Here is a 15,759-nt window from a genome sequence, read left to right as displayed (position 1 = left end):
ATCAGACCTTACGCACGATCATGGTGCCGTTGGTGCCACCGAAACCGAACGAATTCGAGATCGCCACGTCGATGTTCATCTTCCGGGCTTCGTTCGCGCAGTAGTCGAGATCGCACTCGGGGTCCTGGTTGAAGATGTTGATCGTCGGGGGCGAGATCTGGTGGTGCACGGCCAGCGCCGTGAACACCGCTTCGATACCGCCCGCGGCGCCCAGCAAGTGGCCCGTCATCGACTTGGTCGAGTTGATCACGAGTTTCTTGGCGTGGTCGCCGAACGCCAGCTTGATCGCTTCGGTTTCGTTCCTGTCGCCCAGCGGGGTCGAGGTGCCGTGCGCGTTCACGTACTGCACTTCGTCGCCGTTGAAACCGCCATTGCGCAGCGCGTTCTGGATGCCGCGGCGGGGGCCGTCGCGGTCAGGCGACGTGATGTGATAGGCGTCGGCGCTCATGCCGTAGCCTGCCAGTTCGCCGTAGATCCGCGCGCCACGCGCCTTGGCGTGTTCGTATTCTTCCAGCACCAGCACGCCGGCGCCTTCCCCCAGCACGAAGCCGTCACGATCCTTGTCCCACGGACGCGACGCCGTGGTGGGATCGTCGTTGCGGGTGGAAAGCGCGCGAGCCGCGGCGAAACCGCCGATGCCCAGGGGCGACACGGTCGATTCGGCGCCACCCGCCAGCATGATGTCGGCGTCGCCGTATTCGATCAGGCGGCCGGCATCACCGATGCAATGCAGGCCGGTCGTGCATGCCGACACGATCGAATAGTTCGGACCCTTCATCCCGTAGCGGATGGAGATCTGCCCCGAGATCATGTTGATGATCGACGCGGGCACGAAAAACGGAGAAATCTTGCGAGGACCACGATCCACGAAATCCTGGTGGGTCTCTTCGATACGGGGCAGACCGCCGATGCCGGAGCCGACGACCACACCGATACGGTCGGCGTTTTCTTCGGTGACCGTCAGGCCGCTGTCTTCCCATGCCTGGACGCCCGCCGCCACGCCGTAGTGGATGAACGTATCCATCTGACGGGCTTCTTTGGTGGACAGGTACTTGGTCAGGTCGAAATTCTTCACTTCACCCGCGATATGGCAGTTGAAGTCGGTGCTGTCGAAACGGGTGATACGGTCGATGCCGGACCGGCCGTTGACGATGTTGTCCCATGCAGTAGCGATGTCGTTGCCCACTGGGGAAACGATACCGAGGCCGGTGATGACGACGCGTCGCTTCACTGAAGACTCCTCAAGTGCGCGGAGAAAAAAGCGCGTTCGGCAACAGCCCAAACCGCCAGAGACGGGAATGAGGCCGCGCGCGGCCGAGCCGCAATAAAAAGATGAAGGCGGCCAACGGGCCGCCCCCTGTCATGTGAATGACGGATGCTTACTTCTTGATGTTCGAGCTGACGTAGTCGATCGCCTGTTGAACAGTCGTGATCTTCTCGGCTTCTTCGTCTGGAATCTCGGTTTCGAATTCGTCTTCGAGGGCCATCACGAGCTCAACCATATCGAGCGAATCGGCACCGAGGTCGTCGACAAAAGAAGATTCGTTCTTGATCTCGGCTTCGTTGACGCCGAGCTGCTCAGCGACGATCTTCTTGACGCGCTGTTCGATGCTATCCATGGAGATCCTCCAAAAGGGTCTATTTATCTTACTGATTATAGCCAAGCTCGCTTGGGATCAAGCGGACCGGCCGGGACAAATACATATCGCGGATGCAATATGCGGTAACTTAGTTCATGTACATGCCGCCGTTCACATGCAGCTCGGTACCGGTCACATACCCTGCGGCCGGGGACGCCAGATAGGCCACGGCGTGGGCGATATCTTCCGGGCGGCCAAGGCGGCCCAGCGGAATCTGGCCCAGCAACGCGCTGGTCTGGGTATCGCCCAGCGACTTGGTCATGTCGGTATCGATGAAGCCAGGCGCCACGCAGTTTACGGTAATGTTCCGGCTGCCGAGTTCGCGGGCGAGCGCGCGTGTCAGTCCTGCCACACCGGCCTTGGCCGCCGCGTAGTTGGCCTGGCCTGCGTTGCCGCTGGCGCCGACCACCGACGTGACGTTGACGATGCGGCCCCACTTGGCCTTCATCATCCCCCGCATGACCGCACGGGACAAGCGGAAAACGGCGCTCAGGTTGGTGTCGATCACGGCCGTCCAGTCGTCATCTTTCATGCGCATCGCGAGCGTATCGCGGGTGATGCCGGCATTGTTGACGAGAATGTGCGGGCCGCCCGACTCCTTGACCAGCGCGTCGATCAGTGCATCGACCGCCGCGGCGTCATTGACTTCCAGCACCACGCCGCGGCTGCCGTTCTGGCCGGCCAGCGCTTCGGTGATGCCCTGGGCGCCGGCTTCGCTGGTGGCGGTGCCGATCACGCAGGCGCCGCGTGCTGCCAGTTCGGCCGCAATCGCCTTGCCGATACCCCGCGATGCGCCGGTGACCAGCGCGACCTTGTCCTGCAAATCCATGTTCTTTTCCTTGTAATCGAGATCAGGCGGCCGCGTCGGGCGTATTGACCGCGGCCAAAGCGGCGGCCAGCGACGCTTCGTCGGTGATCGCCAGACCGACCATGCTGCTGTCGATGCGCTTGACCAGGCCGGCGAGCACCTTGCCCGGGCCGCATTCGACGATATGGGTCACGCCCGCTTCCTTCATGGCCTGGATCGTCTCGACCCAGCGTACCGGATGCCAGGCCTGGCGGGTCAGAGCATCGACGATCGCGGCCGGTTCATCGGGCGTGGCGACGTCGACGTTGTTCAGGACCGGGATCATCGGGCGCTTGACCTCGATGCCGGCCAGGGCCTTGGCCAGGACGTCGGCCGCGGGCTGCATCAGGCTCGAATGGAATGGCGCCGACACGGGCAGCGGCAACGCGCGCTTGGCGCCCGCAGCCTTGGCGGCTTCGCAAGCGCGTTCCACGGCGGCCTTGTGGCCGGCGATCACGACCTGGGCCGGGGCATTGAAGTTGACGGCTTCGACAATTTCGTCGTCCGCGGCGGCGCTGCAAGCCAGGCGCACGGTGTCGTCATCCAGGCCAAGAATGGCGGCCATGCCGCCGGTGCCGACCGGCACGGCCGATTGCATGGCGTCGGCGCGCACGCGCACCAGGCGCACGGCGTCTTCCAGCGTCAGGCTGCCCGCGGCAACCAGCGCGGCGTATTCACCGAGGCTGTGGCCGGCAACCAGGGCAGGCACCGGGCCGCCCGCGGCGCGCCAGGCGGCGTAGAACGCCACGCCGGCCGTCAGCATCACGGGCTGGGTGAACGTGGTCAGGTTCAACTGGTCGGCCGGGCCTTCGGCCATCAGCTTGCCCAGGTCGTCGCCCAGCGCAGCGCTGGCGCGGGTCACGACGTCCTGGACGGCCTCATTGCCGGCAAAGCCATTGAGCATGCCGACGGCCTGCGAGCCCTGTCCGGGAAATACAAAAGCGATTTTCATGAAATGACGATTCCGTGTCGTTCTAGTTTTACATGCGGGCCAGGACGGCGCCCCAGGTGAAGCCGCCGCCCACGCCTTGCAGCATGACGAGCTGTCCTGGCTGGATGCGGCCATCACGGCGCGCGACATCCAGCGCCAGCGGCACACTGGCGGCCGACGTGTTGGCGTGGCTGTCGACGGTCACGACCACGCGTTCCAGCGGGATGCCCAGCTTGCGCGCGGTGGAATTCAGGATACGGACATTGGCCTGGTGGGGGATCAGCCAGTCGACGCTGTCGAGGCTGACATTGGCTTCGTCGCAGACTTCGCGCGCCACCTTGTCCAGGACCGTGACGGCCTGCTTGAACACGGCCTGCCCTTCCATCCGCAGGAAAGGGTCGCCGGTCACTTCGCCATAGGCCACGTTGCCGGCGGCGCAAAGGATTTTCATCTGGCTGCCGTCGGAATGCAGCTTGGCCGACAGCACGCCAGGTTCGTTCGACGCGCGCAGGACGACCGCACCCGCGCCGTCACCGAACAGGACACAGGTGCCGCGATCGTTCCAGTCCAGGATACGCGAGAAAACTTCCGTTCCGATCACCAGCGCGCACTTGGCGCGGCCCGCCTGGATGAAGCTGTCGGCGGTAGTGAGCGCGTACACAAAACCGCTGCACACGGCCTGCACGTCGAAGGCCGCGGCATTCGATGCACCGAGCTTGGCCTGGATCAGGCACGCCGTGCTGGGAAATACGAAATCGGGGGTCGAGGTGGCGACGATGATGAGGTCGACTTCGGACGCATCCACGCCGGCGTCGGCCAAGGCGCGTACGCAGGCCTCGAAGCCGAGTTCGCTGGACGTGACGCCCTTTTCGGCCAGGTGCCGCTGCCGAATGCCGGTTCGTTCGACGATCCACTGGTCGGACGTCTCGATGCCCCGTTCGGCAAGGTCCCTGGCCAGCTGGTCGTTCGACACGACGCGCTCGGGCAGGAAGCTGCCGGTGCCGACGATCTTCGACCAGCGCGCAGGCGCGGCGGCCCGGGCAAAGTCGGACGCGGTTGCACTCATGCATTATCTCCGTGCGTGGAAGTCTCCAGCGTTGCCGCCGGGGTCGCTGCTGATGGGGTCGATGCGGGGGCTGCCGCGGCGGCCGATGCCGGGGCCGATGCAGTGGTCGCCGCGCCCGTCGCCGAGGCGCCTGTCAGCGGGGCTGCCACGGCCGGCTCGCCCGGGGCTTGCGCCACGCGCGTCAGCTGCTGCACGGCCAGGGTCGTCTTGGCCAGCAGGCCGGTCGACACCGCGTCGTACGCATCGCGCAGCGCCCATTCAAATGAATGGGCGTCGGCCGACCCGTGGCTCTTGATCACCACGCCCCGCAGGCCCAGCAACGACGCGCCGTTATACCGGCGGGGGTCGACACGGCCGCGGAAGCGGTTGAGCACCGGACGGGCCACCGAGGCCATCAGAAGCGAGAAGAAGGAACGCGTGAATTCTTCTTTCAGGAAGCCGCCCAGCAGGCGGGCCATGCCTTCGGAAGCCTTGAGCACGACATTGCCGACAAAACCGTCGCAGACGATCACGTCAACCGTGCCCTTGTAGATGTCATTGCCTTCCACGTTTCCATGGAAGTTGAGGGAACTGGCGCGCAGCAGTTCAGACGCCTGCTTGACGACCTCGTTGCCCTTGATGGCTTCTTCACCGATATTGAGCAGTCCCACGCTTGGCCGTTCGACGTGTCCGACGGCGGACATCATGGCGGAACCGAGAATGGCGAACTGCAGCAGGTGTTCGGCGGTGCAATCGACGTTGGCGCCCAGGTCGAGCACCACGGTCTTGCGGCCCGCCTGGTTCGGGATTGCCTTGGCGATCGCCGGACGGTCGATGCCGTCCAGCGTCTTCAGGACGAATCGCGAGATGGCCATCCACGCGCCGGTATTGCCCGCGGACACGCATGCGTCGGCCAGGCCATCCCGCACCTGGGCCGCGGCGACCCGCATGGAAGAATCTTTTTTGCGACGCAGGGCCACTTCGACCTTGTCGTCCATCGTCACGACTTCGGACGCAGGGACGATCGTCAGCCGCTCGCGTTGCGCCGCGGTTGCGCCGCATTCCGCCAGCCGTGCTTCGATTTGGTCGGGGAGACCGGTCAGGAGCAAGCGCACGTCGGGTTGACGGTCGCAAAACGCCAGCGCGGCCGGAATTGTCACGGGAAGGCCGAAATCGCCACCCATGCAATCGATCGCGATTCGGATCATAGCCATGGACACAGAAAAGCCTGCTTCCGGCCACTATAGCCGACCGAGCAGACAAACCCTGAAAAAAGGATTCGCAAGTGCCCAGGGGTGAAATGCCGATGCATGTGTCTTGCGACGATCCGCAATCCACCCCTGAGTAACGGCCCTGTCGGGACTAGTCTCATAACAAGGACTTGCCCCCTGGGGCCGTCAATCATCACTCGTCGTTCTTGGTCTTGAAGATCTTGCGACCACGGTAGAAACCGTTAGGGCTGATGTGATGACGCAGGTGCGTCTCGCCCGTCGTCGCTTCGGTAGCGGTCGGCGGGTTGGTCAGGAAATCGTGTGCACGGTGCATGCCACGCTTGGAAGGCGACTTCTTGTTTTGCTGAACGGCCATGTTAGATGACTCCTTGGAACGGCGCGCGCATTGTAAGCCATATCGGCTCAGGTCATGCCGTCGCGAGTTCTGATGCCTGCTTTCAATGAAGATAACGGTGGCCTGCGCAGGCTTGCCCGACACACCGTTCTTTGGACCCAACGTCAACTACATACTGCTACTGCACTACATCGACCCGCATCGTCGTGCATCGCAGGTGTGTCACCTGCGGCGCCGCGCTACGGACAAATTCTGGACTTCAGCCGGAGGATGGTGCCCCCGATCCGCCGGGGATTGGTGCCCCCGACCCGCCGGGGATTGGTACCCCCGATCCGCCGGGGATGGTGCCCGGCATGGCAGTCTGCCGGCTCAACTGGCCAGGTCAGGCTTGCCTTTCAATTTCGCCAACGCCGCAAAGGGCGATGGCTCACGCTCTTCTTCGCTGTCGGTGTCCGCATCCCCCAGGCCTGGCGGCAAAGCGCCTTCGGGGCACACGTCGTGCTTGGGCACGTACGGCACGCACAGGATCAGCTCGTCTTCGACCTGTTCGAAAAGATCGAACTTGCGGGTGCCAAGCACCTTGTCAAAGGCCTCGCCCGCTTCGAAGGCGTCGAGTTCCGACACATCGAAGCTGTCGGGATCGTCAAGCTCGGCTTCGGTTTCGACCAGCTGCAGCGGCACTTCGGACGCCAGATGCACCGGCATCGGCCCCAGGCAGCGCTCGCATTGTACGGTCAGAACCGTATCGACCCCAAGCACGATCAACGGCTCGCCCAGCGGACCCTTGTCGGCGTGGGCCGACCACGACACCATGGCGCCCGGTTGCTGCTCGGGCATGTCTTCCACCAGTCGCTCGAACCAGGTGATGGGAGCGGAACCCTGGGTGGACTTGCCCAGCCGGACAAATTCAAAGGCATCGATGTAGCGGCCTGGCGCTGCTGCTGCCGCCACCTGTTCAGGCGTGGGCGCGTCGTCGGAATCGCTGTGCTTGTCGTGCTGGGTCATGGCTGGCCGGGTCAGGGATAAGTGTCACGTCGCAGATATCTTGGTCGCGTCTGGGGGCATTCCGGGCAATGGCATGTGGCCTGCCCGCAGTTCGCGCGCTGCAATCGATCGATGCGTGGTGTGAAATTCCGTAATGTGGATCTGGTGGCAGGGGCTGGGGCTGGGTTACAGGCCGAACTTCAGGCCGAACTTCAAGCCCGAACCTCAAGCCCCATTCGACCGGTAGTCAGGCGGCCAAAGGGCCATACCCGATCGGCAAGTGCTTGGGGCCAGGGCTTGGAACCAGTGCTTGGAACCATCGCTTGGACCAGTACTTGAAGACCATTCATCGGGCCAATGCCCGATCAACTGACCCTGGCCTTCAATGATGCCGCCGCTGCCAGCGCATTCCCAAGAGCAAAAGCCCGCCGGGAAAACGTTGGATAATAGCGTGGAAAATCCAAGCGAGTCAAACACTTACCTGGGCAAAACCCTGATTCATGGCCATTCCAACTCCCCTGCCCCGCCCGCTCATCCTGGCATCCACGTCCATCTACCGGCGTGAGCTGCTCGAGCGTCTGCGGCTGCCCTTTTCCGTTGTCTCGCCGGGCGTGGACGAAACACCACACCCTGGCGAGCCGCCCGTCGACCTGTCCTTGCGCCTGGCGTGCGCCAAGGCCCGTGCCGTGGCCAGTCTTCACCCCGGCAGCGTGGTGATTGGGTCCGACCAGGTGGCGACCATCGACGGCAGCCCGATCGGCAAACCCGGCAGCTTCGATGCCGCCCTGGCCCAGCTGCAATCCATGCAGGGCAAGGACGTCATGTTCCACACGGCGCTGGCCATCGATGACGGCGTGACGGTGCGCACCGCCGTGGTAGATACGCGCTGCCGCCTGCGAGCCCTGACGACCCGCGCGCTGACCGCCTACCTGCACGCCGAAACGCCTTACGACACCGCCGGCAGCGCCAAGGCCGAAGCGTTGGGCATCGCCCTGATGGAACGGATCGACAGCGACGATCCGACAGCGCTGATCGGCCTGCCCCTGATTGCCACCACCCGCCTGCTTGCGCAGTTCGGCCTGGACCCCCTGGACCACCTTTCTACTGGAGACGCGGCGTGAGCGGCATCCTGCATCTGATTCCCGTATCGCTGGGCAACGCGCCCCCGGAACGCTGGCTGCCAGCCGACGTTCGCAGCCTGGCCAGCCGCCTGGACACCTATATTGCCGAGAACGCCAAGACGGCGCGCGCCTTCCTCAAAGCCATCGGCACGATACGCCCGCTGCAGGAAATCACCATCCACACGCTGGACCAGAAGGCCCGGCCCGACGACATCCGCGCGTGGCTGGCGCCCATCGCCAAGGGTGGCGAGATCGGGCTGGTGTCCGAAGCGGGCTGCCCCGCCGTGGCGGACCCCGGCGCGACGGTGGCGCGGGCGGCGCACGCCATGGGAATCCAGGTACGCCCGTGGGTGGGGCCGTCGTCCATCCTGCTGGGCCTGATGGCGAGCGGACTGGACGGGCAGCGCTTCGCCTTTCACGGCTACGCCCCGGTGGACGCGGCTGAACGGCTGAAACAGCTCAAGGAGTGGGAGACGCTGTCGGCGCGCCACGACCAGACGCAATTGCTGATCGAGACGCCCTATCGCAATGGCGCGATGTTCCAGACGCTGATCGACGGCCTGCGCGGCGATACCTTGCTGTGCGTGGCCCGGTCACTGACGACCGATGAGGAATGGGTGCAGACGCATCCGGTGTCGGCTTGGAAGAGCCGGCCGGCACCGTCATTGGACAAACAGCCGACCCTGTTCCTGTATCTGGCGCACGGCAAGGGGAAGTAAGCAGCCGCCTGCGTGCGGTGTCGCGTCGGTCAGGGACCGCGCCGCCCTGGACCGCATTGCGGTGCACCGCGCGGCACCGTGCCGACCCCGCTGCGTCTTACCGCCAGCTGTACCCGCGCTGCGTCGCGCCCAGGCTGGCGTTGACCGCGCCAGCGCCAAACGACATGCCGACGCGTTTGGCCACGCGTTCGGCCAGGTTTTCCTTGACCGTGTAATCCACGACCGTTTCGGCCTTGATCACGTCGCGAGCCACGCTTTCCACGGTGCCCAGGCCGTCGGTCAGGCCCAGTTCCACGCTTTTGGCGCCGGTCCAGATCAGCCCGGTGAACATGTCGGGCGTTTCTTTCAGGCGATCGCCCCGGCCGGTTTTGACGGCGGTGACGAACTGCTGATAGATCTCACCCACCAGCTGCGACGCATATTGCTGCTGAGCCGGATTGGGCGGCGAGAACGGATCGAGCAGCGCCTTGTTTTCACCCGAAACGACCAGGCGGCGGTCCACGCCCACCTTTTCCATCAGGCCGGTAAAGCCGAAACCTTCCATGATCACGCCAATGGAACCCACGATACTGGCCCGGTTGACGTAGATCTTGTCGGCCGCGGCGGCGACGTAATACCCGCCCGACGCGCAGATTTCCTCGACCACCACATACAGCGGCTTGTCGGCGTGCAGTTCGCGCAGGCGGCGGATTTCGTCGTAGATGATGCCGGACTGTACCGGGCTGCCGCCCGGGCTGTTGATACGCAGGATCACGCCTCGCGTGCCGGCGTCTTCATAGGCGGCCTGCAACGCACCCACCACCTTCTCGGCGCTGGCTTCGCCTTCGGCATCGATGACGCCGTCCAGCGTGACCAGCGCCGTATGGGCTTCGGGCACGCTGGCCGACGAACCACGGCTGAACAGGTCCGTCATGGAAAACAGGATGAACAAGACGATGGCGATGAACAGCAGCCGGAAGAAGATCGTCCAGCGGCGCCTGGCGCGCTGCTCTTTCAACGACGCGAAAACGAGCTTTTCAAGCACTTCCCGCTCCCACGGCTCGGCCAGGACCGGCCGCGCGGCGTCCGGATAGGCCGCGGCGGACGACGATGAGGGCGGATAGACATCCTGGGACATGAACAGTGCTCGCTATGACGGGACAGACATTAAGGACATTAGGATAGGCGATTCCACCTGACGGCAATACCGTGCGGCCGATGGAGATGCGTGACCTGTGGTGTAAAGGCCATGAAGGCCGGCGGCCGCCGGGCGGGCGGTGCCATCGCTCGCTCCGCCCGGAAGCGCCCCGCGATCAGGCCGCGCCAGCCGGCGTGCCGGTGACCGGACCGCCGATGACATGACCGATCAGCCAGGCATGCAGCTCTGGCACGGTGTGAACGACCACTTCGGGCCGGCAGGGCAGCAGTTCGCTGATCGGATGGGCGCCATAGGCCACGCCCAGTCCGGCCACGCCCGCATTGCAGGCCATGTTCAGATCGTGTGACGTATCACCGATCATGATGACTTCTTCGGGGATCGTGCCAATTTCTTCCATCAACTCCAGCAACATGCCCGGATGCGGCTTGGAGAACGTCTCGTCGGCGCAGCGCGTGGCCGTGAAGTACGGCCGCAGGCCAGTGGTTTCCAGCATGCGTTCCAGGCCCAGGCGGCTCTTGCCGGTAGCCACCGCCATCTTCACGCCTTTGCTCCGCAGGGCATCCAGCATCTCCTGGATGCCCGGAAACAGCCGCAGTTCGGGATCCTTGGTCAGGTAATGGAAGCGATAGCGTTCCAGCAGCTTGGGGATCTGTTCTGGCTGCAGCGTGGGAATGGCCGTCGCCAGCGCTTCGGTCAGGCCCAGGCCGATCACCCAGCTGGCCGCGGCGTCGGGCGGCACGGGCAGACCCAGGTCGCGGCAGGACGCCTGGATCGCGTTGACGATGGTGGGCGTCGAGTCCATCAGGGTGCCGTCCCAGTCGAACACAACCAGGGAATACGTAGGGCGGGCGGCGGAAACCGGTGCCGGATGGAGCGCGTTCATGGCGTGGCAAGTTCCTCAAGGAAGGCAACACAGTCGGGCGGCAGCGGCGCCTGCAGTTCAAGCCGCTCTCCGGTCAGGGGGTGCAACAGGCTTAGCGTATGCGCATGCAGGAACATGCGCTTGAAGCCGCTGCTGGCCAGGCGGGCATTCACGTCGTCATCGCCATATTTGTCGTCCCCGATGATGGGAAAGCCGCTGCTGGCGAGATGGACGCGGATCTGGTGAGTCCGCCCGGTCTTGAGTTCGGCGTCGAGCAGGCTGAACGCGCCGTAGCGCTGCTTGAGCGAAAAGATGGTGTGCGCCACCTGGCCATCGGGGTCCACGCGCACGCGGCGTTCTCCGGACTTGGTGGTCCACTTGGTCAGCGGCAGGCGGACGTGCTGGCGATCGTTGACCCAGTCGCCCGACACCACCGTCAGGTAGTGCTTGCTCCAGCCGCCGTCGCGCAGGGACTGGTGCAGACCCACCAGCGCGCTGCGCTTCTTGCCGATCATGAGCAGGCCCGACGTGTCGCGGTCGAGCCGGTGGACCAGTTCAAGAAACTTGGCCTGGGGACGGGACTTGCGCAGCTGTTCGATCACGCCGAAGTCGACGCCGCTGCCGCCATGGACGGCGACGCCGGCGGGTTTGTCGATGACCAGCATGGCTTCATCTTCGAACACTACGGGAAACTCCCCGGGTGGCACGAAATGGACCTTCTGTTCGGGCAGGCGCAGCGGCGGAACCCGCACGATGTCGCCCACGGCCAGACGATGGTCGACCCCCACCCGGCCCTTGTTGACCCGGACCTCGCCACCCCGGATCGCCTTATAGATATGGCTCTTGGGTACGCCCTTGCACAGGCGCATGAGGAAATTGTCGAGTCGCTGGCCGTCGTGGTCGTCGTCCACCTCGACCTGCCGCACGACCAGAGGGGCCGGCGCGGAGGGCGTCGGCCGGGCTGGCGCAGGCTTGCGGGCCGAGGTTGGAGCGGAGGATTTCGCTTTGCGCAATAGGGGTACCGACATATAATCCAGAAGCCTGATCGAGTCAGGTGGGTTGCAACACCGGGGTGCAGCACGTATGCGTCGAGACGCGCTTTTTCGCGGCGTCTCCGCCTTGTGTGCCACAGGTGTTTGCTAAGTGTGCCGGAATTGTACCCGCCCCTCCCACTTGATTCTTCGGGCCGTCACGGTCGCCTGTCGACCGCGCCGCCAGCATCCGCACCTAACGGGTCTTGCCGCGCAGTCCACAGAAGTACGCTTCCGCAGACGCCTGTAGAGGAAACCGTCGTATACGCAATAACGGCGCGCTTAGACAAGCGCGCTGGTCTGGCTCGCAAAATCCGTGAACATAAACTATTCGATCCCGCGCCACTTCATGTCCCCCACCGCCGATTGCGGTGCAGGGGCGTCGGCTGCGGCATTCACGGTGCAAGCGCTCTTCCTTGACCCTGCGCATTCCACGCCCGGCTGGCCACATTGACCTGACCCGTGGGGTGCGCCCTTCGCGCACCGGCTTTCTTTCTGCTCGCCCTGCGTGATGCATTCTTCCTGATGGCCCGAGGCTGCGCGCCGATTCCGGCGCGATATGACCACGGAGAACTTCATACATGAAGCGCATGCTGTTTAATGCAACGCACCAGGAAGAACTGCGCGTTGCCATTGTCGATGGGCAAAAACTCATCGACCTCGACATTGAAACTGCCGGCCGCGAACAGCGCAAAGGCAATATCTACAAGGGTATCGTCACCCGGGTCGAACCCAGTCTGGAAGCGTGTTTCGTCAACTACGGCGAAGAACGCCACGGTTTCCTGCCCTTCAAGGAAATCGCCCGCGCCTACTTCAAGGAAGGCGTCGACGTCCGCACCGCCCGCATCCAGGACGTGCTGCGTGAAGGCCAGGAACTCATCGTCCAGGTCGAAAAGGAAGAGCGCGGCAACAAAGGCGCCGCCCTCACCACCTTCATTTCGCTGGCTGGCCGCTATCTGGTCCTGATGCCCAACAATCCGCGCGGCGGTGGCGTTTCGCGCCGCGTGGAAGGCGAAGACCGCCAGGAACTGCGCGAGACCATGGAGCAATTGTCGGTCCCGACCGGCATGAGCATCATCGCCCGCACCGCCGGCATCGGCCGCAATGTCGAAGAACTGCAGTGGGACCTGTCCTATCTGCTGCAACTGTGGACCGCGATCGACGGCGCCGCCCGTGACAACACCGGCCCGATCCTGATCTACCTTGAATCCAGTCTGGTGATCCGCGCGATCCGTGACTACTTTTCGCCCGACATCGGCGAAATCCTGATCGACACCGACGACATTGCCGACCAGGCCTGCGCCTTCATGGGCGTGGTGATGCCGGACAACGTCAGCCGCGTGAAGCGCTACCAGGACGACGTTCCCCTCTTTTCGCGTTTCCAGATCGAACACCAGATCGAAACCGCCTACGCGCGGACCGTGCCGCTGCCTTCGGGCGGCGCCGTGGTGATCGACCATACCGAAGCCCTGGTGGCCGTCGACGTGAACTCGGCGCGCTCGACCAAGGGCAGCGACATCGAAGAAACCGCGGTGCGGACCAACCTTGAAGCGGCCGACGAAGTCGCCCGCCAGCTGCGCTTGCGCGACCTGGGCGGTCTGATCGTGATCGACTTCATCGACATGGAAGACAGCAAGAACCAGCGCGCGGTGGAACAACGGCTGCGCGAGGCCCTGCACTTCGACCGTGCCCGCGTCCAGATGGGCAAGATTTCGCGTTTCGGCCTGATGGAACTGTCGCGCCAGCGCCTGCGTCCGGCCCTGAACGAGGGTTCGCACATCACCTGCCCGCGTTGCAACGGCACCGGCGTGATCCGCGATACCGAGTCGAGCGCGCTGCAGGTGCTGCGCCTGATCGAAGAAGAGTCGATGAAGGAAAACACGGCGGCTGTGCATGCACAGGTGCCGGTGGAAGTCGCGACTTTCCTGCTGAACGAGAAGCGCACCGACATCGCCAAGATGGAAGCCCGGCTCAAGGTCAACCTGATCCTGATCCCGAACAAGCATCTGGACACCCCGCATCACACGCTCGAGCGCCTGCGTCACGACGACCCGCGCCTTGAGAACGCCAAAGCCAGCTTCGAACTGGCCGAAGCGCCCGAAACGAACCTGGCTTATTCGCTGCAGGAATCCGAGGTCAAGGCCAAGCCCGAAGCGCTGGTCAAGGGCATCACCCCATCGCAACCGGCGCCTGTGTCGTCGACGCCCACCACCGTGGACGAGGCCGGCAATGTCACGCCGCTGCGTCCGCGCCGGGGTGCCGCCGCCGCCGCACCCGCGCCCACGCCTGCGCCCGCACCGGTGGTCGAGCCGGCTGCCGGCCTGCTGTCGCGCGTGATGGGCTGGTTCCGCAGCACGTTCGCCGATCCGGCGCCGGTCGCACCGGCTCCGGCTCCGCGTCCGGTCGCCACGCCCGACACCGCCGCCCGCGATGCCAACCGCAATCGCAACCGCCGCACCGGCAGCAATGGCAGCGGCAACAACCGCGGCCGCAGCGAAGGCCGTGACAATCGCGAGCCGCGTGCGTCCGACGACGTGACCCGCATCGACGGCGACCTGGACGGCCGCAAGGAAGGCCGTGGCCGCCGCGACGGCCGCCGTGACGACCGCGCCCCGCGCGCCGACACGGCCCGCCAGCGTCCGGAAGAAGTCCGCCACGCCGCCCTGTCGACCGCGCCCTACGCCGCCGACGACGCCGATGCGCTCGACCCGCGCGGTCCGCGCAGCCGCCGTGGCCGCCGCGGTGGCCGCCGTGACGACGTGCAGATCGACGAGACCGCACTGACCACCGCTGCCGTCGTGACGCAGGTCGCGATCGCTGAACCGGTTGCCGCACCTGCCCCGGCACCCAAGCCGGTCATCGTGCCGCATCCGGACGACATGACGCGCCCGCTGGCCGATGCCATCAATGCGCCGCAGGAAATGGGTCAGGCGATCGATGCCGGCACCCCCATCCTGGATGCCGATGGACTGGCCCCGGGTGAAACCGACGATGGCGTCGAAGGCGAACCGGAGCGCAAGCGCCGCCGCCGTCGTGGCCGCCGCGGCCGCCGTACCAACGAGGCCGGCCAGCCCATGCAGGAAGATGGCATGAGCGACCTGGATGACGACGACGCCAGCGCCGATGACCGCGACGTGACCCTGCTGTCGCCTGCGGTGACCGAAGCGGCCGTGGTCGAAAACGCCGTGGCGCATGCTGGGCCTGCAACGCCAGTCGCGCCAATCGCTGCGGAAGCCGTGACCGACGCCAAGGCATCGTCGCCGGTGGATCTGGGCGTGCCGGTGCCCGTGGCGGCGCCTGCCGCCGATGTGCCGGTCACCCCGGCCGCATCGATTGCTGATCCGTTCCTGACCCCCAGCGCCCCGAAGGCGCCGGTGGATCCGTTTGCTGGATCGGCTTCGGCATCGTCTGACGCTGCCGTGCCGTCGCAACCCGTGGCTGCTGCGCCGTTTGTGGCACCTGCACCGGTTGTGGCACCTGCGCCAGTGGCTCCGGCTGCCGCGCCTGCCGCTGCGGCTGCCGCTGCCGATGCCGTGAACACCGCACCTGCTCCGGTGGCTGCGCCTGCCGAGCTGCCGGCCGAGACCGAAGACCGCCTGGTCAAGGTCGAAGCCGCGAAGGGCGAAGCCACGGTCGAAGCGCTGGAACCCGACGCGTCGGTGCCTGCACCGGTCCAGGCGGCGGCGCCGGCCGTCGTCCCGGCCCTGGTGCCGGCCCCGGCTGCTGTTGCCCCGGCTGCTGTTGCCCCGGCTGCTGTTGCTCCGGCTGCGGTTGCTCCGGCTCCAGTTGCTCCGGCTGCTGTTGCCCCGGCTCCGGTGGCCGAACCTGCCGCCGAGCCGGAACCCGTTGCCGTGTCGCCGGCGTTCATCGCCGAC

The 15,759-nt window shown here is 65.2% G+C and carries 13 protein-coding genes and 1 pseudogene; 3 read left to right on the top strand and 11 right to left on the bottom strand.

Features of this window, described 5'->3' with window-relative positions; translation table 11 throughout:
- Position 1: 1 nt before the first annotated feature.
- From fabF to HD883_RS00855, 8 genes are all read right to left on the bottom strand, one after another.
- The gene (gene fabF / locus HD883_RS00890; RefSeq protein ID WP_179588274.1) at positions 2–1,231 is read right to left on the bottom strand and encodes a beta-ketoacyl-ACP synthase II; all 1,230 of its coding nucleotides are present in this window, start codon (positions 1,229–1,231) and stop codon (positions 2–4) included.
- Between the two features lie 148 nt (positions 1,232–1,379).
- On the bottom strand, positions 1,380–1,619 hold the full coding sequence (gene acpP / locus HD883_RS00885) for an acyl carrier protein (RefSeq protein WP_179588275.1): 240 nt from the start codon (positions 1,617–1,619) through the stop codon (positions 1,380–1,382).
- Positions 1,620–1,728: 109 nt separating this feature from the next.
- A complete protein-coding gene (gene fabG, locus HD883_RS00880; protein WP_179588276.1) occupies positions 1,729–2,469 on the bottom strand; it encodes a 3-oxoacyl-ACP reductase FabG in 741 nt (246 codons plus the stop codon).
- A 22-nt stretch (positions 2,470–2,491) separates the two neighbouring features.
- Positions 2,492–3,439 carry an ACP S-malonyltransferase gene (gene fabD, locus HD883_RS00875; RefSeq protein WP_179588277.1) on the bottom strand — a complete coding sequence of 316 codons (948 nt, stop codon included), beginning with the start codon at positions 3,437–3,439 and terminating at the stop codon, positions 2,492–2,494.
- Between the two features lie 28 nt (positions 3,440–3,467).
- A complete protein-coding gene (locus HD883_RS00870; RefSeq protein ID WP_179588278.1) occupies positions 3,468–4,484 on the bottom strand; it encodes a beta-ketoacyl-ACP synthase III in 1,017 nt (338 codons plus the stop codon).
- The gene (gene plsX, locus HD883_RS00865; RefSeq protein WP_179588800.1) at positions 4,481–5,671 is read right to left on the bottom strand and encodes a phosphate acyltransferase PlsX; all 1,191 of its coding nucleotides are present in this window, start codon (positions 5,669–5,671) and stop codon (positions 4,481–4,483) included. The genes HD883_RS00870 and plsX overlap by 4 nt, the downstream gene beginning before the upstream one ends.
- 196 nt (positions 5,672–5,867) lie before the next feature.
- Positions 5,868–6,050, bottom strand: coding sequence for a 50S ribosomal protein L32 (gene rpmF, locus HD883_RS00860; RefSeq protein ID WP_179588279.1), 183 nt, complete (start codon positions 6,048–6,050; stop codon positions 5,868–5,870).
- Between the two features lie 348 nt (positions 6,051–6,398).
- The gene (locus tag HD883_RS00855; protein ID WP_179588280.1) at positions 6,399–7,034 is read right to left on the bottom strand and encodes a YceD family protein; all 636 of its coding nucleotides are present in this window, start codon (positions 7,032–7,034) and stop codon (positions 6,399–6,401) included.
- Positions 7,035–7,513: 479 nt separating this feature from the next.
- Between HD883_RS00855 and HD883_RS00850 the strand changes: the two genes are divergently transcribed.
- Together HD883_RS00850 and HD883_RS00845 are read left to right on the top strand one after the other, a co-directional pair.
- Entirely contained in the window at positions 7,514–8,134 is a 621-nt protein-coding gene (locus tag HD883_RS00850; protein ID WP_218863296.1) for a Maf family nucleotide pyrophosphatase, read from the top strand.
- Positions 8,131–8,853, top strand: a complete 723-nt coding sequence (locus HD883_RS00845; protein WP_179588281.1) for an SAM-dependent methyltransferase — start codon at positions 8,131–8,133, stop codon at positions 8,851–8,853. The genes HD883_RS00850 and HD883_RS00845 overlap by 4 nt, the downstream gene beginning before the upstream one ends.
- Before the next feature lie 97 nt (positions 8,854–8,950).
- Here the strand turns inward: HD883_RS00845 and HD883_RS00840 are convergent, their stop codons facing one another.
- The 3 genes from HD883_RS00840 to HD883_RS00830 all read right to left on the bottom strand — a co-directional run bounded on the left by HD883_RS00840 (position 8,951) and on the right by HD883_RS00830 (position 11,881).
- Positions 8,951–9,970: a S49 family peptidase gene (locus tag HD883_RS00840; RefSeq protein ID WP_179588282.1), complete on the bottom strand. Its 1,020-nt coding sequence runs from the start codon at positions 9,968–9,970 to the stop codon at positions 8,951–8,953.
- A 175-nt stretch (positions 9,971–10,145) separates the two neighbouring features.
- Entirely contained in the window at positions 10,146–10,874 is a 729-nt protein-coding gene (locus tag HD883_RS00835; protein WP_179588283.1) for an HAD-IA family hydrolase, read from the bottom strand.
- The gene (locus HD883_RS00830; RefSeq protein ID WP_179588284.1) at positions 10,871–11,881 is read right to left on the bottom strand and encodes an RluA family pseudouridine synthase; all 1,011 of its coding nucleotides are present in this window, start codon (positions 11,879–11,881) and stop codon (positions 10,871–10,873) included. Before HD883_RS00830 ends, HD883_RS00835 begins: the two co-directional genes overlap by 4 nt.
- Positions 11,882–12,465: 584 nt before the next feature.
- Between HD883_RS00830 and HD883_RS28070 the strand changes: the two are divergent.
- Positions 12,466–14,185, top strand: a pseudogene (locus HD883_RS28070) (Rne/Rng family ribonuclease); the annotation flags it as partial.
- Positions 14,186–15,759: the final 1,574 nt, after the last annotated feature.

This window comes from Pigmentiphaga litoralis, assembly GCF_013408655.1.
Taxonomy (GTDB): domain Bacteria; phylum Pseudomonadota; class Gammaproteobacteria; order Burkholderiales; family Burkholderiaceae_B; genus Pigmentiphaga; species Pigmentiphaga litoralis_A.
This window is presented reverse-complemented; position numbering and strand designations above follow the sequence as displayed.

Bases quoted from the DNA above. Each gene is read 5' to 3' on its own strand.
- rpmF (WP_179588279.1), bottom strand. From the start codon at position 6,050: ATGGCCGTTCAGCAAAACAAGAAGTCGCCTTCCAAGCGTGGCATGCAC.
- HD883_RS00870 (WP_179588278.1), bottom strand. From the start codon at position 4,484: ATGAGTGCAACCGCGTCCGACTTTGCCCGGGCCGCCGCGCCTGCGCGC.
- fabG (WP_179588276.1), bottom strand. From the start codon at position 2,469: ATGGATTTGCAGGACAAGGTCGCGCTGGTCACCGGCGCATCGCGGGGT.
- HD883_RS00850 (WP_218863296.1), top strand. From the start codon at position 7,514: ATGGCCATTCCAACTCCCCTGCCCCGCCCGCTCATCCTGGCATCCACG.
- HD883_RS00835 (WP_179588283.1), bottom strand. From the start codon at position 10,874: ATGAACGCGCTCCATCCGGCACCGGTTTCCGCCGCCCGCCCTACGTAT.
- HD883_RS00855 (WP_179588280.1), bottom strand. From the start codon at position 7,034: ATGACCCAGCACGACAAGCACAGCGATTCCGACGACGCGCCCACGCCT.
- HD883_RS00830 (WP_179588284.1), bottom strand. From the start codon at position 11,881: ATGTCGGTACCCCTATTGCGCAAAGCGAAATCCTCCGCTCCAACCTCG.
- fabD (WP_179588277.1), bottom strand. From the start codon at position 3,439: ATGAAAATCGCTTTTGTATTTCCCGGACAGGGCTCGCAGGCCGTCGGC.
- plsX (WP_179588800.1), bottom strand. From the start codon at position 5,671: ATGATCCGAATCGCGATCGATTGCATGGGTGGCGATTTCGGCCTTCCC.
- acpP (WP_179588275.1), bottom strand. From the start codon at position 1,619: ATGGATAGCATCGAACAGCGCGTCAAGAAGATCGTCGCTGAGCAGCTC.
- HD883_RS00840 (WP_179588282.1), bottom strand. From the start codon at position 9,970: ATGTCCCAGGATGTCTATCCGCCCTCATCGTCGTCCGCCGCGGCCTAT.